General features: G+C 61.0%; 19 protein-coding genes and 2 pseudogenes. 3 read left to right on the forward strand and 18 right to left on the reverse strand.

What is annotated here, in order from left to right:
- Positions 1-145: 145 nt before the first annotated feature.
- The 11 genes and pseudogenes from C5F75_RS26395 to C5F75_RS26440 all read right to left on the reverse strand — a co-directional run bounded on the left by C5F75_RS26395 (position 146) and on the right by C5F75_RS26440 (position 8657).
- Positions 146-1397 (reverse strand): annotated as a pseudogene (locus C5F75_RS26395) (MalY/PatB family protein).
- A 132-nt stretch (positions 1398-1529) separates the two neighbouring features.
- Positions 1530-2051: a carboxymuconolactone decarboxylase family protein gene (locus C5F75_RS26400; protein ID WP_104012944.1), complete on the reverse strand. Its 522-nt coding sequence runs from the start codon at positions 2049-2051 to the stop codon at positions 1530-1532.
- A 90-nt stretch (positions 2052-2141) separates the two neighbouring features.
- Positions 2142-2726, reverse strand: a complete 585-nt coding sequence (locus tag C5F75_RS26405) for a disulfide bond formation protein B (RefSeq protein WP_104012922.1) — start codon at positions 2724-2726, stop codon at positions 2142-2144.
- Positions 2726-2899 carry a hypothetical protein gene (locus tag C5F75_RS36915; protein ID WP_155291816.1) on the reverse strand — a complete coding sequence of 58 codons (174 nt, stop codon included), beginning with the start codon at positions 2897-2899 and terminating at the stop codon, positions 2726-2728. Before C5F75_RS36915 ends, C5F75_RS26405 begins: the two co-directional genes overlap by 1 nt.
- A 216-nt stretch (positions 2900-3115) precedes the next feature.
- Complete coding sequence (gene tehA / locus C5F75_RS26410) at positions 3116-4096, reverse strand: dicarboxylate transporter/tellurite-resistance protein TehA (protein WP_104012923.1); 981 nt, start codon at positions 4094-4096, stop codon at positions 3116-3118.
- Positions 4075-5160 carry an alcohol dehydrogenase gene (locus C5F75_RS26415; protein WP_104012924.1) on the reverse strand — a complete coding sequence of 362 codons (1086 nt, stop codon included), beginning with the start codon at positions 5158-5160 and terminating at the stop codon, positions 4075-4077. Before C5F75_RS26415 ends, tehA begins: the two co-directional genes overlap by 22 nt.
- A gap of 53 nt (positions 5161-5213) precedes the next feature.
- On the reverse strand, positions 5214-6338 hold the full coding sequence (locus C5F75_RS26420) for a flavin monoamine oxidase family protein (RefSeq protein ID WP_104012925.1): 1125 nt from the start codon (positions 6336-6338) through the stop codon (positions 5214-5216).
- Between the two features lie 2 nt (positions 6339-6340).
- On the reverse strand, positions 6341-7009 hold the full coding sequence (locus tag C5F75_RS26425) for a cupin domain-containing protein (protein ID WP_104012926.1): 669 nt from the start codon (positions 7007-7009) through the stop codon (positions 6341-6343).
- A gap of 74 nt (positions 7010-7083) precedes the next feature.
- Positions 7084-7428, reverse strand: a complete 345-nt coding sequence (locus C5F75_RS26430) for a carboxymuconolactone decarboxylase family protein (RefSeq protein ID WP_047853387.1) — start codon at positions 7426-7428, stop codon at positions 7084-7086.
- 55 nt (positions 7429-7483) lie between these two features.
- Complete coding sequence (locus tag C5F75_RS26435) at positions 7484-7765, reverse strand: hypothetical protein (protein ID WP_104012927.1); 282 nt, start codon at positions 7763-7765, stop codon at positions 7484-7486.
- Positions 7766-7883: 118 nt separating this feature from the next.
- Positions 7884-8657 carry an SDR family NAD(P)-dependent oxidoreductase gene (locus tag C5F75_RS26440; protein ID WP_104012928.1) on the reverse strand — a complete coding sequence of 258 codons (774 nt, stop codon included), beginning with the start codon at positions 8655-8657 and terminating at the stop codon, positions 7884-7886.
- A gap of 174 nt (positions 8658-8831) precedes the next feature.
- Here C5F75_RS26440 and gcvA point away from each other — a divergent pair, with 174 nt between their 5' ends.
- On the forward strand, positions 8832-9743 hold the full coding sequence (gene gcvA, locus C5F75_RS26445; RefSeq protein ID WP_104012929.1) for a transcriptional regulator GcvA: 912 nt from the start codon (positions 8832-8834) through the stop codon (positions 9741-9743).
- Positions 9744-10127: 384 nt separating this feature from the next.
- Positions 10128-11375 (forward strand): annotated as a pseudogene (locus tag C5F75_RS26450) (tyrosine-type recombinase/integrase).
- A gap of 348 nt (positions 11376-11723) precedes the next feature.
- Here C5F75_RS26450 and C5F75_RS26455 read toward each other — a convergent pair.
- Positions 11724-12017 (reverse strand): H-NS histone family protein, encoded by a 294-nt coding sequence (locus C5F75_RS26455; RefSeq protein WP_059620058.1) that lies wholly within the window; start codon positions 12015-12017, stop codon positions 11724-11726.
- 687 nt (positions 12018-12704) lie between these two features.
- On the opposite strand from C5F75_RS26455, the gene C5F75_RS26460 reads away from it, so the two are divergent.
- Positions 12705-13271: a hypothetical protein gene (locus C5F75_RS26460; protein ID WP_181035476.1), complete on the forward strand. Its 567-nt coding sequence runs from the start codon at positions 12705-12707 to the stop codon at positions 13269-13271.
- Positions 13272-13335: 64 nt separating this feature from the next.
- Here C5F75_RS26460 and C5F75_RS26465 read toward each other — a convergent pair whose 3' ends face one another.
- The 6 genes from C5F75_RS26465 to C5F75_RS26490 form a co-directional block, all read right to left on the reverse strand.
- Positions 13336-13986, reverse strand: coding sequence for an acyl-homoserine-lactone synthase (locus tag C5F75_RS26465; RefSeq protein ID WP_104012931.1), 651 nt, complete (start codon positions 13984-13986; stop codon positions 13336-13338).
- A gap of 208 nt (positions 13987-14194) precedes the next feature.
- A complete protein-coding gene (locus C5F75_RS26470) occupies positions 14195-15013 on the reverse strand; it encodes a LuxR family transcriptional regulator (RefSeq protein WP_104012932.1) in 819 nt (272 codons plus the stop codon).
- A gap of 340 nt (positions 15014-15353) precedes the next feature.
- Positions 15354-16280 carry a 3-oxoacyl-ACP synthase gene (locus C5F75_RS26475; protein WP_104012933.1) on the reverse strand — a complete coding sequence of 309 codons (927 nt, stop codon included), beginning with the start codon at positions 16278-16280 and terminating at the stop codon, positions 15354-15356.
- Positions 16277-17317 carry a 3-oxoacyl-ACP synthase gene (locus C5F75_RS26480; RefSeq protein WP_104012934.1) on the reverse strand — a complete coding sequence of 347 codons (1041 nt, stop codon included), beginning with the start codon at positions 17315-17317 and terminating at the stop codon, positions 16277-16279. The genes C5F75_RS26475 and C5F75_RS26480 overlap by 4 nt, the downstream gene beginning before the upstream one ends.
- Positions 17314-17865 (reverse strand): GNAT family N-acetyltransferase, encoded by a 552-nt coding sequence (locus C5F75_RS26485; protein ID WP_258048596.1) that lies wholly within the window; start codon positions 17863-17865, stop codon positions 17314-17316. Before C5F75_RS26485 ends, C5F75_RS26480 begins: the two co-directional genes overlap by 4 nt.
- Positions 17866-17903: 38 nt before the next feature.
- Positions 17904-19013, reverse strand: coding sequence for an acyl-CoA dehydrogenase family protein (locus C5F75_RS26490; RefSeq protein WP_104012936.1), 1110 nt, complete (start codon positions 19011-19013; stop codon positions 17904-17906).
- Positions 19014-19040 lie beyond the last annotated feature (27 nt).

Consider the following 19040-nt stretch of genomic DNA (forward strand, 5'->3'; position numbering starts at 1 on the left):
GCTCAGCACCAGTTCCGCCTTCGGTCGTCCCATCGCCATGCTGACGTCTCCCGTTCCGTTGACGTCAACATGCTACGCGAAGATAGACCAGTTAACAACGGAACAGGACACTAGTTCAGCCTCGCGCCGGCTTGCGTTGCTGAAGTCAGAGGGCGGCCAGTGCCTGGCTCAGGCGCTCGACCGCCTCATCGATCAGCACGCGCGGGGCACCCGAGGTTCGCGCGCATGTAGCCGTGCCCTTCGACGCCGAATTTCTGCCCCTTGTCGAGCCAGAGTCGCGCTTGGGTCAGCATGAAGCGATTGAGTACGTCGGGGTCCATGCCGAGCCCGCGGCAATCCATCCAGGCGAGATAGAGCGAATCGGCCGGCAAGACCTCGATTCGCGACGTGATGCCGTGGATCGCGTCGCGGAAATGGGCGTGATTGCCACGCAGGTAGATCAGCAGCGCGTCGAGCCACGACTCGCCGTGGGTATACGCGGCTTCGGCGGCCACCATGCCGAGCGTGTTGACCGACTGGTACATGTTCCGGTCGAACTGTCGCCGCAACTGGTCGCGCATGCGCCGGTCCGGCACGAACAGGTTCGCGCTCTGCAGTCCGGGCAGGTTGAAGGTCTTGCTCGGCGCGGTGCAGGTGATGCTGTTGCGCGCGAACGGTTCGCCGAGCGATGCGAACGGGACGTGCTTTTTGGCCGGATTGAGGATCAGGTCCTGGTGGATCTCGTCGGCGATGACGATCACACCATGGCGTGCGCAAATTTCGCCCATCGTTCGCAGCTCGCCCTCGGTCCACACGTTGCCGGTCGGATTGTGCGGGTTGCTGAGGATGAAGAGCCGCGTGTTGTCACGTATCGCCGCTTCGAATGCGCGCGGGTCGAAACGATAGGCGGTGCCGGCGCGCTCGAGCGGGGCGAAGGCGAGGTGCCGCCCGTTCAGCAGGACATCATCGTGGAAATGCGCGTACACGGGCGGCTGGATCAGGATCGTATCGCCGGGCGACGAGAAGGCCTGGATCGCTGTCTTCAACGCGGTAATGATGCCGCTCGCCTGCATCACCCAGGAACGATCGACTTCCCAGCTGAAGCGACGCGCCTGCCAATCGACGACGGCCTTGACATAGCTTGTAGTCGCGCCGCACGAATAGCCGAAGACGCCGTATTCGACCGCATCGTGCAGCGCATCGATGACTGGGCGCGGCGCGCGGAAATCCATGTCGGCGACCCACATCGGCAACGGGTCGGCAGCCTGCTCGTCGGGTGACAGCAGCCTGGCGCCGAACGCCCACTTCAGCGAGTTCGATGATTTTCGGTCGATGACCTCGTCGAAGATCGAGGCGGTCGTGTCTGCCGCGCCCCCGCCGGCAGGAAATTCAGAATGAGACTTCACGTTCCCTTCCATTCACGATAAAACGGCACGCCGGTGGCGTGACCACGTATGGCGAATAGAGTAGCAGCGCGAAATAATGAGCAACAATGGTATCTCCTCATGGAGCAGTGAGCCCGGCTCATGGATGCGGGTTCGCGACGCGCGTCAGATCCCCAGTGCCACGAGAAAGCGCGAGACCATGTTGTAGGCGGCCGCCGTGGCGACAGCCTCGACCGTCTCCTTCTCACCGAAATGCGACTTCAGTTCGGCGATCACATCGGCATCGACGCGCACCTGCCGGGTCGACTGATCGGTCAGACGAATCAGCGCGCATTCCGCGTCACTGAACAGCCGGCTGTCCATCTCGACAGCCTTCATCGCTTCGCCCTGCGCGTGCGTGCCGCCTGCCGCCAGATAGGCCGGGTAGTGAACGTCCCATTCGAACGCCGCACCGTTGAGCACGGCCACACGCAGCATGATCAGTTCACGGTGCACGAGCGGCAGGCTGAAATCGGCGCGCACCCGGCGCAGCAGTTCGTTCCATCCCGTCGCCAGCGGCTCGCTCCTGAGCAGGATGCGGTCGATGCCGATCAGTTCGCCGCCCGGACGACGCGCGCGCATCGCGGCAAGCAATGCTTCGGGGGCCGGTTCTCCGTCCCGCCAGGGGACGACTCTTGTTTCCGCCATCTTCATCTCCAGTGGAATTGTCGTTGCGATACCGTCGAAAGAGGGGACGCCCGACCGTCACGCGGCACGGGCGCCTGGCCCCGACCGGTGTCAGGGTTTCATGACGTCGCCGTCGTAGAGCATCTCGTAGTGCTTTTGCCCGCCAGCCTTGAACGAATGGAAGCCGTTCTGCAGGAAGGCCGAGACGAGATTGGCGCCCACCAGCGCGATGAACAGCACCATGGCGAACGAGCGAATGGCCGGATGTGGACGCTGCGACGTACCCGCGGCCGATGTCGTGCGAGCCTGTGCATGCAGGCACAGCATCAGCACGCAATAGACGATCGCGGCCGTGAAGATCATGTAAGTCCACGTGTACATGTGCAGGCCGAGAATCGCCGAGCCCGTCGGGACCGTATGGGCGGGTGCCTTGGCGAACATGAACAGGAGGCTGATCAGGCTGCCGATCAGTGCGCCGAAGGCACTGAGCAGGTAGTTCCAGGCCTGGGTGCCGAAACGCAGGTTCAGCAGCAGCCCGCTGCCGAGGAGCATAAAGCCGACCCGGATCAGGTTGCAGAACGCGCACGGGAGTTCGCCCATCGCCAGCTGGAAGTAGAAGGCGGCGAGCAGCGTGATGGCGATGCCGAGCAGCGCGGCGGTATCGAGTTCTTCGAGGTGTCGTGGTTCGAGCTTCATTACCACGACCCCAGCGTCATCAGGTCCTTCATGTGATGGCTGCCGTGATGAACGGTCCACACGACGACAAGTAACGCGCTCGTCGACCACAGGAGCCGGGCGGCAGCCAGGTTGCGCAGCGATGCCAGTGCCGCGGCGAACGCGAACAGCACCGGAATGAAGCCGATGAACATTCGGGACTTCTCCTCTCTCAGGAAAACCAACGGAATAATCGAACAGGAAATGTATCGCCGGGCGGGTGCGTTGTATGTCGATCGGTTGTCAACCTGTATCGACGAATGGACAAGCATAAAAAACGCGACGCGGCATGCCGATTTGTCGATGCTCCGCTAACCAGTCGAGGTCAGGGGCGCCCGATGCGGCGTGCGCATTCGGAATCCGCGGTCGGGTCAGTCGTGCGTTCCTGGGGGCGACACACGCACCTGCCGTGACGCAAGCTTCCCGATGAAGAGGGTGGCCGTCCGGATGACGAGATATCCGATCAACAGATTCGCACCGACGAATACGGGCAGGGCCAATGCCTGGGCTGACCCCACACCCGCGTGGGCCAGTTTCAGGCTGGTCACCGACGCGGCGTCGACGCCGAACGTATAGGCCCAGTACGCAGGGACGAACGGTTGCGCGCGCAGCCACGCGGCGAGCCGCAGGCCAAGCAGCAACTGAAAGAGGCCGTAGCCCCACAGCATGAGAATCCAGTGATCCGCGCTGCCGGGCGACAAGGTCAGCCAGGCCATCGCGCACACGGTCGGCGGTGCGAGCTGGATGCCGATCAACGGGCGTTGCGATGCCGGCACCGTCGTCGGGTGCCACAGCCGCTGTATGACCAGCGACTCGAGCGCCACCCACGAGAACAGGCCGGCACCCAGAAACAGCCACCCCCAGTCCGGGTGACCCAGCGTGCCGAGTACGGCCGCACTGGTGAAGTTGCCTGCGACGGTCGGCAGATATACGGTCGGCAGCGTGTCCTGCGCATTCCGCCCGCCTTGCCAGAGCGTGCCCGTGTGCCACAGGCTGAACCCCAGGTGCCACGCGATGCTGACGACGCACAGCATCCACGCGATGGTGATCGAATATGGCTGGACCGCCATCGCAACGAGCGAAGTGGCTGCGGACACCAACGCCGGTGTGCCGCCCTGAACGGGATGCAGGCATTCGGCCTGCACTTGCTCGAAGCGACGCACGGCTTGCCACGCGTAGCCGGCGATCAGGATGGCCCAGCTCAATCCCGCCACTGCCAGAATCGTTTCGCCCACGAGCGGCGGCAGGGGCCATAGCAGCGCGGCGACGCGCCAGGCCTGCCCGAGGCCGGCCAGGCCCAGCACCATGCCGAAATGCGACGCCGGAATTGTCACCTGTCCTGGGCGTGCCATGCCTGTTCCCGCAGCGGGCCATCGCTTGTTTCATCGGAAGACTCATGGTTCATCGTGAGCACCATGCGGAATCTGACGTCGCCCGATTTCATTCTTCGATAGGCCTCGTTGGCCTGCTCCAGCGGCATGACTTCCATCATCGGGCGGATCCCCGTGAGCACACTGAAATCGAGCGTTTTCTCGCTCTCGTACGGCGAGCCGGTAATCGATCCCTGTATCGTCCGCTCGCCGACGACCAGTTGGCCGGACGAGACGGACAGCGGGTCTCGGGTCACACCGAGCACGACGAGCCGGCCGGCAGGGGCCAGGCCGTCCAGCAATCCGGATACCGCGTCGGCGTTGCCGATGGTGGTCAGGATGGCGCGCGCGCCGCCCATGCTTTGCAGCCGGGTGGCGGCATGCTCCTGGTTGGTATCGATGTAGACGTGTGCGCCCAACGCGAGCGCATCCGCGGCGACCTCGCCGCGACGGCCGATGGCGACGACCTTGAAACCCATGTGGCGCGCATACTGCAACGCCATGTGCCCGAGGCCGCCGACGCCGAGAATGGCCACGACATCGCCCGCTTCGGCACCGCACTTCTTGAGCGCGTTGAAGGTCGCGATCCCGGCGCAAAGCAGCGGGGCGGCTTCTGTCGCGCCGAGCTCGTCGGGGATCGAGACGAGCGCCGTGCTGCGGGCGAGCATCATCTCGGCGTAACCGCCATCGCAAGTTGCGCCGACGACCGGCTGGTTGCGGCAAAGCTGAAAGTGTCCCTGGCGACATTGAGCGCATTCGTTGCAGTAGCCGCCAAGACGGCCGACCCCGACGCGCTGCCCGATCTGCCAGCGCGACGGCACACCGGCACCGAGCGCGGCGATCCGTCCCACGATCTCGTGACCGGGAACGCGTGGCGGTTGCAAGGCCGGATCGGCGCGTTCGATGTCGGCGGCGTCCGCACCGCATATCCCGCAAGCCTCGACCGCAATCAGCACCTCGCCGGCTGACGGCGTGGGCGTCTCGCGCTCCACCAGTTCGAGAACGCCGGGGCGGGTGACCTGCATGGCCCGGTAGTGGTTTTTCATGAGGGTTTCTCCAGAGTCGTGAATGGAACCCGATGGGCCGCAGCGATGCATCGTCATTCGCCCGATTCAGGCAAGGCCTGCACACCCGCGTGCGCCGCTTCGATCGCGCCGGCGACATAGCCCGGAAACGGTCGTGACCATTCGCTCGCGATGCCGGTCACGCGTCGGTGCCAGGGGCCGGACGACGCAGTGGCGGCAGGGGCTTGCGCGTGGTGGCCGTTGTCGTCGAGATCGGCGGCCGTGGCCGTGAAGGCGTCCTGCGCCCAATCCTTGATGACCTCGGCTTCGGGCGTCGCAGCGTTCGCACCGAACAGGCGCACCAGCTGTGCGCGGCAATGTGCGCGCAGCACGTCGTCGTGCACGTCCTTGCGAACGTGTGCGGGAATGCCGAAGAAGCCGAACAGTGCGGCGCTGCCGCCCGGCATGGACGCGTCGTGGATCTCGCACAGTGGCCCGCGTGCGCTTCGGGCCTCGCCGGACAGTCCCTGTTCGCGCCAGAACGGCGTGTCGTAGATGGCGACGTACTTGGCATGCGGCGCCATCCAGGTGGTCGTGCCGCGCCATTGCCGGGCCAGTGCCGTCGGCAATGGCGGGAAGAATGCGATGCGCTCCTCCGCCAGTCGCGGCGGGATGGCCAGCAGCACGTGTTCGACGCGCCAGGTTGTGACGCCAGCGGCGACGCTTTCGCTTTCCAGTTCCACATGGGCGTCGACGATGCGGATGCGCCGCACGATCTGACCGGTGACGACACGGCGTGCGTCCAGACGGCCGCGCAGCGCATCGATCAGCGCGCTCATGCCGCCTGCCACGCGCATCGACGCCGGTGCGCTGGCGTAACCCGGCATGCGCACGGCCGGCGCATCCGGCGAGCGCTCGATCATCATGTCGCCCGCTTCGTATTGCTCGAAGCACTGCAGACCCAGATCGCGGATCAGCCGGTCCAACTGGGGCTGCAGGTGTGGCCAGAACCACGTCGGGCCCAGATCGAAGCGATCGATGTCGTCCGCCGAAGTCGCAGTGCCATAGGCCGCGTGCCGTGAAACGGATGCGATGCGGCCGCCCGGAACATCGCGTGCCTCGAGCAGCACGTAGTCGTTGATGCCTCGCTGCTCCAGCAGGAAGGCTGCGTACAGGCCGCTCAGGCCCGCGCCGACGATGGCGATGCGTGCCGTCTGCATGGCTACGCCTCCACCGTCATGCCGGCGGGGCGGCTGGTCTTGAGATAGACGGTGGCTCCGTTCTCCCCGGCGACGATCTCCGGATATTCGCCCTTCGGCAAACGCATCCAGCTGCCGTGTCCGTGGGACCGGGCTTCGTCCTTGACCGCTCCGGCCAGGACGAGCATTTCGGCGCTGTCTGTCGGCGCGGAGAACAGTGCTTCGCGCGGCGCCAGCCGTTGCAGGCAAACGTGTTCGACATCGTTCACGAACAACGGGCAGGTTTCGCGACCGTCGCGCCGCTGCCAGGCCGCCGGGTCGTTGGTATCGACGCGTACCCGCTGGTGCTCGCCCGGGCGCATCTGCCGGAGCTTGACGAAGATGATGGCGCCCTCGCGGCTGGAAGGGCGGTGGCTGGAGCCGGGCGGATTCCGCAGATACCAGCCTGCCGGATAGTGCACGCCATCTTCCGAGAAGGTGCCGGACAGCACAAGAATCTCCTCGCCCTCGGGATGCAGGTGAGACGGGAAGCAGGAAGCGGGCGCATATCGGACGATACTGGTGGCGCGGGCTTGCTCCCCACCCAGCCGATCCAGCATCACGCGCTCGACGCCGGCCTGCGGGGAGGCCACCCATCGATACTGGTGCGATGCGACGACGACGCGCCGCGAGAAATCTGCGTTGACGAGCATGGGTGTTGTTCCTGGGCTTGATGGGCACGCGGCTGGCCGACCGGGAATCGACAGCCGGCCGAGCTCGATGCGAATTACTGACTGGACAGTTGGGCGTGGGCTTCGATGACGCGCGCCGAGTAGGTCAGCGCGGCCCCTGCGTTCAGCGCGATCGCGACGCCTAGCGCTTCGGAGATTTCCCCCAGCGTTGCGCCGTGCTCGACGGCCTTTTGGGTGTGCACGGAAATGCAGCCGTCGCAGCGGGTGGTTACGGCCACGGCGAGGGCGATCAGTTCGTGGATCTTGGGATCCAGATGGCCCGTTTTCGCGGCGGCACCGTCGATCGCCGTCAGGCCGCGCACCACGTCGGGGCTGTGTTTCGCATAGTCACCGACGCGCTCCAGCAGGGCAGTACGGTAGGCGTTCCAGTCGTTCATCATGTTAAGGTATCCATATAAATATTGGCCGGGTGCGGGATGGCATCCGGCCGCGTGATCAGGCGACCTGGTAGATGCGCACGTCGGGCGCGGCATCCAGCAGCGGTTGGAGGCCGGCCACCACGTCGGCGGTGAACAGTTCGCTTTGCAGGTAGGCGTTCGCGTGCTCCGTGCTGTCGAAGCCGTGCAGCACCTGCACGTCTTCATCGCGCACGAGCAGTGCCTTCGATTGCGCACCGGCGACGGTGTTGAGGAATGGCGTTTTGTAGCGCCAGTAGATCTCGGCTGCGGCAGCGCGGTTGGCGTCGGTAATCCTGAGCGTGATCTGCAAATAAACCATGTCGTTTCTCCTCATCGAGCGGGAAGGTGCAGCGGGGTTCCGGCCATCGATCCGTCATGGGTCGACGATCCGGTTCGAACGGGGCAGGCGAGCATGTCGTGCTGCTGCCCGCTGTCCATCAGTTGCGGCCGGCCATCACGCCGCCGTCCACGTCCCAGATCGCGCCGGTGACCCAGCTCGCCTTGTCCGACAGCAGGAACGCGACGACTTCCGCCACGTCTTGCGGCGTACCGACCCGGCCGATCGGGTGGAAGCTGTTGAAGCCCTGCAACGCGTCGTGCACGTCGGCCTTCGGGATGAAGCCTTCGTAGATCGGCGTCTGGACGACGGCCGGCGACACCGCATTGACGCGAATGTGCTTCGGGGCCAGTTCCATGGCCAGATGCTGCGTCAGCGAGTGCAGGCCGGCCTTCGCCATCGAGTACGCCGAAGAAGGCGTTGCGGCGATCGCCTGCTTCGCCCACATCGAGCCGATATTGACGATCGCGCCGGGGCGACCGCTGGCGACCAGATTGGCGGCGATTTTCTGCGTGATGAAGAAGAACGCCTTGTTCAGCTTCATGTACTGGTCGTAGTCAGCGTCGCGATGCTCGAGGAACGGCTTCGGGAAGAACACGCCCGCGGCGTTGACCAGCAGGTCGATGTCCGGATGTTGCGCGTCGAGGGTCTGGAGCAGCGCTGCGAGGCCATCGTCGCTGGACAGATCCGCCGTCAACGCCACGACCGGACCGAGCGCAGCCAATTCCTTGTGCGCCGCCTCGGCCTTGTCGGCCCGATGCCCGACGATGACTGCGCTACCGCCTTCGGCGAGAACCAGGCGGGCCGTCTGCAGCCCCATTCCACTGGTCCCGCCGATGACCAGCAGCTTCTTGCCCTTGAATTGATTGCTCATGATGAATTCCGTGTAGAAGAAAAGCTATTGATGAAGGCGGCCCCCCGAATGGATCGCGCTGCGAGTCCAACACCGAGTAGTGGTAGCGGCCGGTACATGGTGAATTTTTCGCCGTTTCACTTTCGGCGGCAAACGAGATAAAGTGTTCTTCATTGAAAGAAAATCTTTGTCGTCATGAAGTCACCCGTTCACCTGAATGCGTTGCGTGCATTTGAGGCCAGTGCCCGTCATCGGAGCTTTTCGGCAGCCGCCGCCGAGCTTCATGTGACGCCTGCGGCTGTCGGTCAGCTCGTCCGCGCGCTAGAGGAATGGCTGGGGACGCCGCTGTTCCATCGCGGTGCCAGCGGGCGTCTCCGTCTCGTGCCGACCGAGGCCGCCGAGCGCGCGCTGCCGGATATTCGCGCAGGCTTCGACAGGCTGACGGTCGGTCTCGAACGGCTCAAGGAGGGATCCACGAGCGGAGTGCTCACCGTCGCGGTCAGCCCGGCCTTTGCGGCCAAGTGGTTGTTGCCCCGGATCGAAAGCTTTCAGAACGCGTGGCCCGATACGGACGTGCGACTGGATACCAACCTCAAGCCAGTGGATTTCGTTACCCAGCAGATCGATATCGGTGTGCGCTATGGAACGGGCAACTGGCCGGGGCTCGTCGCGGACAAGTTAATGGACGAAGATGTTTATCCCGTGTGCTCGCCGGGGCTGTTGCGCGGACGTCCGCGTCTGCAAAAGCCTTCTGATCTGGCTCGAGAGACGCTTATCCACGACCTGTCGATGGATAGCCGCACGGGCTTTCCCGCCTGGGATACGTGGCTGCGCAAGGCTGGTGTAGCGGATGCCGCTACCGGGCGTGGGATGCAGATCAACAATTCCGCGGCGGTTTTGCAGGCCGCCATCGACGGGCACGGCGTCGCGCTCGCGCGTAGCGTCATGGCGCGCGACGATCTGGCAGCCGGGCGTCTGGTGCGACTCTTTCCGGAAATCACGTACGCGTCGCCGTTGGCCTATTACATCGTGTATCGCGACGAGTGTTCCGGCCTGGCGAAACTCGTGGCCTTTCGTGATTGGTTGCGGAAGGAAGCGAAACCGTAGAAAAAAGCCCAGCGCGGTCCTTGCGGCGTCGATCTAGCCCAGGCAATTTTTCTCACTGCGAAACTACATGACGATCGCAACGATACTACCTATGCTTGAAGCTGCAATTTTACATAATTAACACTCTCATCGGACTCGCTTGATAAGCAGGTCGCGTTATCGGTTAGTAGTTGAGGGTGATGCGAAGGGTAAGCCTCCGGCTGCCTTCCGCCATGCCGGGCTTCCGCGGCGTTCCTTGAACTTCCTCTGAAAGTCCCGCAAGCCCATGATTTTGCAGAGTTTTGTGGGTAACGGCATGCTTGCGACGTCCGGCCGCGTCCCCCACAATTTCCTCACGAAACATGGGTAGCGACATGGGTTTTGTGGGTAGGAAAGGAGGGCGGCATGGCAGGACGACAGTTGCATCGACTCAGCGCACTGCGGGTCGCAAAAGAGGTGACGCCGGGCCATTACTCGGATGGCGGTGGCCTGTATATGCAGATCGCGGACAGCGGTGCGCGCTCGTGGGTGTTTCGGTTCAAACTGAACGGCCGTGTGCGTGAGATGGGGCTTGGTCCGCTCTCGCGCGTTTCTCTGGGCCAGGCGCGGAAACTGGCTGTTGGATATCGTGACATGGTCAGAGATCTAATCGATCCCATCTTTGCCCGACGCGAGCAGCAGCAGCGCAGACAGTTGCTCGACATATCGCCGGATGCAAACGTGACGTTTCGTGAAGCAACGGACGCGTTTATCCGCGTGCGAACCACAGTGGCGAAATCGCAAGCACGTCCAGCAATGGAGCAACACGCTCAAAACCTACGCATATCCGGTGATCGGTGACGTCCGGGTGCGCGATATCGACACGGCGATGATCGTGCGGATCCTTCAGCCGATCTGGACAAAAAAGGCGGAGACGGCGCGGCGTGTGCGCGGCCGCATCAAGGCGATCCTCGACGCAGAGACGGTGTTGGGTCATCGCATTGGCAGCAATCCCGCACGGTACGCGGACCATCTGCAACTGGTGTTGCCGCGCTCGAAGAAACGCTCACAAGTAAAGCATCATCCAGCCCTGCCTTGGGAAGACCTCCCGGCGTTTGTCCGTGAACTGGAGCTTCGTCCGCGGCGCGGGTGCTGCACCTGCTTATCCTCACGGCGACTCGTACGAATGAGGTACGTTTCGCACGGGTTGAGGAGTTTGATCTTGACAGTCGTGTCTGGACTATCCCGGGCGATCGTACGAAAAGCGGTCGATCACTGCGTGTGCCGCTTTGCAAGCGGGCTGCCGAGATCGTACGCATTGCGTTGCCTAAGGCGAAGTATGGATATTTGTTTCCCGGTTGCACGGAAGGGTGACCGTTGTCGAGCATGGCCATGCTGTCTCTGTTGAAACGCATGTCGCATTCCGGCATTACTGTGCACGGTTTCCGATCGACATTTCGTGACTGGGTCGCCGAATGTACCGACTATCCGGATTCTTTGGCAGAGGAAGCCTTGGCACATGTCATTACTTCGCAGACGATAGCGGCTTATCGGCGTCGCGATCAGCTTGAAAGACGACGGCTCATGATGAAAGACTGGGGCACGTACTGTTCAAGTGGCCGCAAGCTTGAAGAGTCAATGGCACCGGTCATGCCGCAAACGTTCGCATCCTAAATCGACGCTGCTTCTGTTCTGGAAATGGTGCTGTGGGCCGGGTGGATTTGCACGTGCCCGGTATCGCGAGTGCGAGGCTGTGTCGTCGGTATGTCGTTTGATCCTGATGCAATGCAGGCCGAATTCATCGACATCTTGCGGTATCACCGCTATGTGTGAAATTTAGTCGCTGCGGAGACGAACGGCACGGATTCCAAAGGAGCGCGGAGTGTCTCCAACATCGCGGCAGCTAAGGCGGATCTGAATCGCTTGGGCCGGCGCGGCTTGATACAGATTCAATGGGCCTGCAGCGTGAAACTGCAAGCCCAGAGAGTGTCCGTAGGGCTACCGATCGCTACGCTGCGGTGATCATTCAGCGATCAAGAAGCGATCACGTTTCTTACCCTTGATCCATGACGGTTCGCGGCCACGCCCGCTCCACGTCTTGCCGGTTTTCGGATCCTGATACTTCGGCGTCGCGGGCTGGCTACCATTCGCGCTACGTGTGCGCTTACGGCCGAAGACCTGTTCCGGCGTGAGACCATACTCTTGAATACGGGCGCGAACTTCTTCGAGCACGGTCTCTAGTTCGGCCTGCCGAGCTTCTTCCGCCTGCACGAGCAGTGCATCAGCCTTGGCTTTCAACTCTTGATAGGTGGCCATTCTTCACTCCACGTGGTTAAAAGAAACAGTATTGAAATGGTCGCTTCGAGGAGTCCACTTCGGTGCGACGCATCATGTCTGCGGCATGCCATTGTCGGCAGCGCAATCGGAACGATTGCGCGATTTTCTCATCGTTTTGTCCAGGAGTCGATCATTTATCGCCTCCGAGGCCACGAATTTGGTTGTGAATCGAAGCCGTACATCGGACTATCGCGTTTGGGTATGCAAATTGCCGTCGATCATCAGCGAATTGGCGGGTGGTTGCACGTCGGGTACCACCACGTACAGTCAACCGCTCTGATCCGCCAGGGCACGGGGTTTGGATATTGGATTGCGTCGGCGGCACAATGAGGACACCTATTGTGTGATCGAGAAGGTCTACCAAAGCGCAAAACTTCAGACAAGCCGCGTTATTTTTTTGAGGACGCGCGTAATCTCGTGCAACTGACAGGCAAAGTCTGTGCCGATGTTGTGGTTCGATGTTTCGTGTTTTTGATAGAGCTCAAACTAGGCAGACGCGCTGATTGCTGATTGGTGTCCCCCCAAATCTTCACAGTTGACACTGCTGCGTGAAGGAACGAAAAAAGACGCACCGATTTCGGCCGGTCCGGTCAGATCGGTGCATCGGTGGTCCGATTTCTCGCGGTGTGTGGAGTACATATCGCCACGTTCGAGGCGAGGTCTGCTATGGAGCAACGCGATAGTGTTTGGCGATCTATTGATTCAAATGAATGCTTGGCGCCAGCCTGCGATTGCGAGGCTTTGAAGATTCGTTTGCAACGCGCCGAAGCGCAGATTCGTCGTCTCACAAGATGTATTCAACTGAAGGACGAGAAGCTGAGTGAGCTTGGCAAGGCTCTGGCGAACTCGGCGACTGCGCACTATTGCGTTGAAGAGCGATTGCAGCGTGAACTCGATGCGCTACGGATCGATCTGCCGGCCGACATGCCGAGTGAGCACTATGGTCCTGCTGATGGAGACTCAATGGGAGGCGGTGTAGTCGTTCGGCTGCCTTACCTGACCGTGATCCTCTCAGTGTTGTTCGACGCAATGCATGTGTTCTGGGCGGACTGTGATGACGGCCGCCTGCCAAAATCTTCGACTGTCGCTCATGCGATTGACGAACGTCTAGGACTGCGCGCACAGGCAAGCGGCGAAGGTTCGCGCACCGGTCAGGCCTACGCATCCGCCATCCGGCCAGATTGGGTAAAGGATGCGGATAATCGACACCACCGCCGGCGATCCGCATCTTAGTCGTGGCCTTGGCTGCCGAGTGCCAATCTCGGCGGAACGCGACAGCCCCTGCCGGGAAGAATGGCTATCGCATGTCTGTTGACCAACGACTAGCGCATGGCCGCGTCCTCAGCGAGCCCGGAACATTCGGTGTGAGCGACTGGTGCCATGTGATTGACGATCGGAGATTGTCCAGGTTGGCTCCAAGGCTGGCGAACGTGGCGGGGGTGAGATCAATCGCACAGGTCAGGAACGGAGCGGTAGCTGTGTCCTGGTGCGGTCCAATATATTGCAGATCAAGGCCAAAGCGGCGGTACAGTCGTGCAATGGCGTGGGTGACGACACCGATGATGCGATTCGCGCCGAGCGATGCAGCGACGGCCATGACATAGGGAAAGAGTTGCATGCCCGGGGCGGCGAACCGCGATAGTTCCCATACGGTGGGGGAGGAGGGAAGGTCGAGGTTCGACGATCGAGGAAGCAGTTCGCGGAGCAGGTACGGAGCGGTAGTTGGCATGAGGCGTGCGCAACCACATATCTGTCGTTCGGAAGTGAGGGCGACAATCTGAACGGTGTTTTCGCCATCGAAGTGGTCCCACTCGATGGTTTCATTTTCCTTAATATCGGGCAACGGCCAGCCGAGGCGGCGGACGAACACGTCATATCGGAACGTGCCGAGTCCTTCGCGAAGCTCAAGTGGCAAGTCGATTAATCTACCGGCGATAATGAGTGGCATTTGCGTTCTCCATCGCTTATTGATGGGCGCCACCCTATCAAGTCCGAGCGACAGCTGGAACTAGTTAGGTAGGGAGGAGGGCCAAAATGAATATTGGCCGCGCATTATCAGTGCAAGATTGAAGATCTCCAGCTGATCCAGAATTATTCAATATATGGGATTTGAGAGATCTGTGGGCGTGGTTAAATCATACCGGTAGCATGCCCGCTCATTCTTCGGGAAATTTTTTGTATGAAATAAGGGGATAATCAAGTAGGCCGTAATGGGCGGCAATGACGGCGGCTGCTATTCTGCTATTTACGTTCAGGACCTTCATTGCTTCAGCGATGTGGTATTCGACTGTATGGCGGGATACTCCAAGAATCAGGGAGATGTCCGGCGATGTCTTTCCTTGTGCGACCCATGTAAGGCACTCACGCTGACGTGGAGATAGCTCAACGAGTACCTTCGGGCGGGGAGGGGCGAACCGATCCAGCTCCAAACGAAATAGAGTGCTGATTACGCTCGCGAGCTGCCGGCTCGTCTCTGCATTGATAGGGGATGACCGGCCTGACAGATTGATGAGCAAAACACTGCCTCCGATCTCGCGAATTGGAATACTAAGCCCATTTTTGAGCCCGGCGTCGCATGCTTCCGCCAGCACATGTCGTTCAGCGTGGTTCAAGTCGGTAATATCACCCCAGCGATAAGGTCCGGAGGAAGTAAAAGCCGCGCGATGTACAGGATCGACGAGACCGTAGTCGTGCTGTAGATAGTGCTGCACCCAGTTATTGGGATAATGCGAGCAAATTGCTTCCATGGACATGCTGGGTCGAGAGCGAATGCAAGTCAGAGAGACCCGCGTGACGGCGTAACATGGAAAACCGAGTGGAAGCACCGCATTGCCAAGCAAGTCAGAAAGGGAAGGAATATCTGTTGCATTGGCAAAGAGTGCTAGGATTGGCGCCATTCGGGTGATTAATGTAACATTCCATGGTGGTGGCTTGAACAACTTTTTGTTTGCACGACGCCGAAATCGCGTTCTCATGTCTCCTACCTCGCTTATTACCTAGTGCATTCAAGAGAAATGCTGGAGCAGGGCGCTCGCACTCTGGCAGCGATTCAGACAAATAGTATGGTAGTGGGGCGCTGAATGCCCGAGCACCCGCTATGCTATGGCGGACGCCGGAGGTTACGTCGTGATGGACGTCGGGCGCGTAGCTAGTGTGTATATTAATGGAATGTTTCGGAATGTCATCTAATAGTTTGTAATAATTTAATGCGCGTTTTATTCTTAAAATCCCTTTCAGTAACAGGGGCGATATCGCGACGTATTTCGCGATTACGTACCGCGCCATCGGCGAAATTTCCTGTATTCGACGATCCTGTTAGCGAATGAAGAGCGCCGCTGCGGAAAATCCTCCCACTCCACGAGCGCATAGTAGGAAAGGCTTACCGGGAACCAGATCGTCGCAGTCGACGAGATTGATGAATGGATCGCTGACCGTTACATGCGCGATGCGGGCGAAGTTGTCGGTAAACAGGCATCGTGCTGGAAGACCAAGCGATGCAACGATTCGGCGCCAGGTTGGTAAATCCAGATGGGAAGGCAAGATGCGCTGAATCTCGGCCGGTGGCACTTTTGCTTCGGCGCTCGTTTGCGTCGCGAGTCTACGCGTCGCAAAGAAGTACTGAGCTGCGAAACGCGATTCATCTTCTTCGAGTGTGCCACGCCAACCTTCTCCACTTGCGTGAAACGCCAGGGAGACCAAGCGATTGACAGAAGCATCGCGTTCGACGAGCACAGCACATGCGCCGTCGCTGAGCAATCCGGCCCCGGCTATTGACCGGTCGCTTGCGAGGGGCATGACGTCGGCGCCGACCAGCAGGCCGCGGTTGATGGCCGGACGGGCGGCAAACATCGCGCGAATGATTCGTAGCGCACCCAGTGATGAGGCGCAATGCTGTTGTGCAAACGAGAATGCCTCCGCCTGCTCGAAATTAAAGTGATCGCATAGCAGACGAGGCAACGACAGCGGCGGTGGGGCGACGCTGCCCTGAAGCGTGTGAACGTAGACGAGAAAGTCGATCGTGTCAGGCGCAAGCTGGGTCGCATGAACGAGCGATTTGATGGCATTAGCGGCTAGAGAAAGGGCAGTCTGTCCCCTGGCGTCATAGAACGAGCACACCCCCGCATCTTCGAGGCGTTTGATGGTCTCGGCGGAGTGTTTCGTTCGTTGGCCCCAGCTGCGAACGTCATCGCCGGGCTCAGGCAAGTAGTATGCGGTATGGACGATTCCGATGGATACGTTCATGGCGGGTTGAGATATACGAGCGGCCTGCCATGTGATTCGAACAATGCGCAACCGACGAAGCCGCCTAGGCCGACGCCCCACGTCAGGATTCGCTCGCACACTGGCAGGGCGTGAGATTCGAGTACATTGGCGAGCTGCACGATAGGTTCGGCTGCGCCTAGATTGGCGCGACGTTGGTCGGAAAATTCAATGAGACGGCGACCGAGATGTCGGCAAATAGCTTCATCAAGTGGCGGATCTATTCCTGCTCCTACTACGGTGCCAACGTCGTTGGGTTGAAGCGCGTGTCGGAGCAGTATCGCGTCGATCATCGATCGCAGCGCTCGAACCCAATCTGTGTGGATATCTTGGCTTGAGCGCTGGGCGGGTGTCGCGATCCGGTGGAGGCGGCTGGCGCGCGCGTCGATCACCAGCAGTCCACAAGACGCAGGTCCGGAGCGCTCCACCAGGATGGCGCCGGCTGCATCGCCCTGTACGATTCCCTGGTCAGTCCATCGCGAAAACGGTAAACACCACTTTTCTGCAGCGACGATCAAGATGGTGCGGATATCGGGCTCCGCAATCAGCAGATCGCTGGCCAGCTGCAGCGCCGTGAACGTGGAGGCTCCTTGCTGTTGGGAGACGGCGAACGGGAAGCACGGCGCGCCGATTACTGCGCGCAAACGTCCAGCAGTCGTTGTGGATACATGCTCGTTGAGGCTACTATGGCAGAACATGGCAATATCGATCGGCGCTGCATTGGCTGGCCGCGCCGCACATATTGGCTGTGCCACTTTCGCGGCGAGCCCGGATAGATCGGTATCGCGCTCAACAGGCACACAATGAATTTCGTCCGCTGCTGCGTTAACTGCAGCGCGTCTGGTTGCATCCGCTTTTTCTGCGAGGTGATGGGCGTAATCCGCTTGCCACGATTCGACCCAAGCGTGCCAACCGGACCGTATCGGAGCACCACGCATCGGCTCGATTCCACGCCCACGAGGTACAGCCACTGTGCGCGGCACATAGCTGGCAAGTGCCGTGATCACGGGAGTATTCATGGTGCACGTGGTAGCACGAGGTCCTCGGGCAGCAGGTCATAAAGGAGCCGCCCGACGCGCGTGCCATCGACGCGATGACAGTCCCGTTGCAGTCCAATCAGACGAAAACCCAAGCGCGCGAGCAGACGTTGCGACGGAACGTTGCAGTCGACAGCCCATGCAGTGATGCAGCGCAGCCGATCACGGACGAATGCTTCTTGAAGGAGGTGTGTCGCGGCGTTGTAAGCCATATCGACGCAGATTGGCCGCAACCGGTCGCGAAGGATCCAGAATGAACCCGTCTCGAAGCGATGTGTGACATCACTGACGGCGACCACGCCGCTCGGCACGGTATAGCCGGCCGAACCAAATACACGTATTCGATGCTGTCTACTATGGACCATCGCTTGCACCGCCAATGCGGGTAGGGCTTGGCGACCGAGCCCGAAGTCGAACCACTGACTGATGATCGGCTGGGCGAGCCAGGCGACGATGTCGTCGATGTCGTTCGGCCCCGGTTCGCGTAACCAGCAAGTTCCGGACGTTGCGCGTGATGCGGCGTTATTCATTGAGGGCTGCCACGTGCCCTCCGTAGGAGCGCAGCCATTCATACGTCGATCTCCCCATTCGCGTCCCGCGGTTCCGAGAGCCAGCCGAGCGCCGTATCGACGCGCAGCAGGATCTGAGCAAACCAATGGATGGTCTGGAAGCGGGCTGCCGGCGGTAGACCTTCAACGTAACCGTGGCCGCCGCAAAGTTGAACGAATTCACGACTGACGTTGACCGATTCGGCCGCGACTTGTCGTAGTAACTGACGGAACAGCGAGACAGGCGACGACGGATGCGCTGCACTGACGGTTTGCAGAAAAAGATGGGTGCCATGGGCGGCGATTAGCATGTCGGACAATCGCGCCGCGACGAGTTGATGGTTTTCCAACGGCTTTCGGAACGCTTGCCGAGTTGCCGCGTAATCGAACGCGAACCGGATGCTATGTTGCATGGCGCCCGTCAAGAGTGCAGCGAGATAGAGGCCGATTTCCGTCAGGTACATTTGCGCGGGAGGAGCGCTACCGCTGCCGGCTCGCGCAATCACGGCAAGCGGCGTTTCGGCCGCGGCCTCGTCAGAATGTAATTGCTCCAACACGAGGGCGCCGAGCGTGGCGATGCCAGTGGAACTCGAAGATCGCTGATGAGGTGGGAGCTCGGTGAGCACGAGGCGCCGCTTGCCATCTATTCGCATGGTGAGTGTCGCCGCGCCGCCCAGTGGACCAAGTTGCCATATTGTTGCGTTGTAGATGCCGGGCACGGACAACGCGATCGCTGTTGTGCCATCGAAATACGCTTGAATAGGCCGAGCCAGAACCGGACCGAGCGCATTGTGCGTCCGGAGCACCATGAGCGTGGGTGCGGTCAGCGTCAACTCCAACGCATGCTCGAGCGGTCCAGCGGCGAGCGCTTCGGCAACAAGTGCCAGACCGTGAAGATCGATTCCCAGGCCGCCGTGTTCCTCCGGTAGGACCATTGCTCCAAGGTCGAGTGTTGCGGCTGCGAGTCTGACGGTTTCTTGCCAGGCTGCGACGCTGGGCGAACCGGCAAGCAACGGCTCCAGGCGGTCGCGTGCGAAGCGTTGGCTCGCGATATAGAGGTTGCGTTGATCATCGGTCAGTGCCCACGGCGCCGGGGCCGGCCCCGCCGGGAAGGAATCAGAAGAGAACATCACATTCCTCCACAAAGAACGAGGGTG

The sequence above is a fragment of the Burkholderia anthinoferrum genome (assembly GCF_002925705.1).
Taxonomy (GTDB): Bacteria; Pseudomonadota; Gammaproteobacteria; order Burkholderiales; family Burkholderiaceae; genus Burkholderia; species Burkholderia semiarida.

What these genes read in the sequence shown, in the direction of transcription:
- C5F75_RS26400 (WP_104012944.1), bottom strand. Translation starts at nt 2,051, where the DNA reads ATGGCGGAAACAAGAGTCGTCCCCTGGCGGGACGGAGAACCGGCCCCC.
- C5F75_RS26405 (WP_104012922.1), bottom strand. Translation starts at nt 2,726, where the DNA reads ATGAAGCTCGAACCACGACACCTCGAAGAACTCGATACCGCCGCGCTG.
- C5F75_RS36915 (WP_155291816.1), bottom strand. Translation starts at nt 2,899, where the DNA reads ATGTTCATCGGCTTCATTCCGGTGCTGTTCGCGTTCGCCGCGGCACTG.
- tehA (WP_104012923.1), bottom strand. Translation starts at nt 4,096, where the DNA reads ATGGCACGCCCAGGACAGGTGACAATTCCGGCGTCGCATTTCGGCATG.
- C5F75_RS26415 (WP_104012924.1), bottom strand. Translation starts at nt 5,160, where the DNA reads ATGAAAAACCACTACCGGGCCATGCAGGTCACCCGCCCCGGCGTTCTC.
- C5F75_RS26420 (WP_104012925.1), bottom strand. Translation starts at nt 6,338, where the DNA reads ATGCAGACGGCACGCATCGCCATCGTCGGCGCGGGCCTGAGCGGCCTG.
- C5F75_RS26425 (WP_104012926.1), bottom strand. Translation starts at nt 7,009, where the DNA reads ATGCTCGTCAACGCAGATTTCTCGCGGCGCGTCGTCGTCGCATCGCAC.
- C5F75_RS26430 (WP_047853387.1), bottom strand. Translation starts at nt 7,428, where the DNA reads ATGATGAACGACTGGAACGCCTACCGTACTGCCCTGCTGGAGCGCGTC.
- C5F75_RS26435 (WP_104012927.1), bottom strand. Translation starts at nt 7,765, where the DNA reads ATGGTTTATTTGCAGATCACGCTCAGGATTACCGACGCCAACCGCGCT.
- C5F75_RS26440 (WP_104012928.1), bottom strand. Translation starts at nt 8,657, where the DNA reads ATGAGCAATCAATTCAAGGGCAAGAAGCTGCTGGTCATCGGCGGGACC.
- gcvA (WP_104012929.1), top strand. Translation starts at nt 8,832, where the DNA reads ATGAAGTCACCCGTTCACCTGAATGCGTTGCGTGCATTTGAGGCCAGT.
- C5F75_RS26455 (WP_059620058.1), bottom strand. Translation starts at nt 12,017, where the DNA reads ATGGCCACCTATCAAGAGTTGAAAGCCAAGGCTGATGCACTGCTCGTG.
- C5F75_RS26460 (WP_181035476.1), top strand. Translation starts at nt 12,705, where the DNA reads ATGGAGCAACGCGATAGTGTTTGGCGATCTATTGATTCAAATGAATGC.
- C5F75_RS26465 (WP_104012931.1), bottom strand. Translation starts at nt 13,986, where the DNA reads ATGCCACTCATTATCGCCGGTAGATTAATCGACTTGCCACTTGAGCTT.
- C5F75_RS26470 (WP_104012932.1), bottom strand. Translation starts at nt 15,013, where the DNA reads ATGAGAACGCGATTTCGGCGTCGTGCAAACAAAAAGTTGTTCAAGCCA.
- C5F75_RS26475 (WP_104012933.1), bottom strand. Translation starts at nt 16,280, where the DNA reads ATGAACGTATCCATCGGAATCGTCCATACCGCATACTACTTGCCTGAG.
- C5F75_RS26480 (WP_104012934.1), bottom strand. Translation starts at nt 17,317, where the DNA reads ATGAATACTCCCGTGATCACGGCACTTGCCAGCTATGTGCCGCGCACA.
- C5F75_RS26485 (WP_258048596.1), bottom strand. Translation starts at nt 17,865, where the DNA reads ATGAATAACGCCGCATCACGCGCAACGTCCGGAACTTGCTGGTTACGC.
- C5F75_RS26490 (WP_104012936.1), bottom strand. Translation starts at nt 19,013, where the DNA reads ATGTTCTCTTCTGATTCCTTCCCGGCGGGGCCGGCCCCGGCGCCGTGG.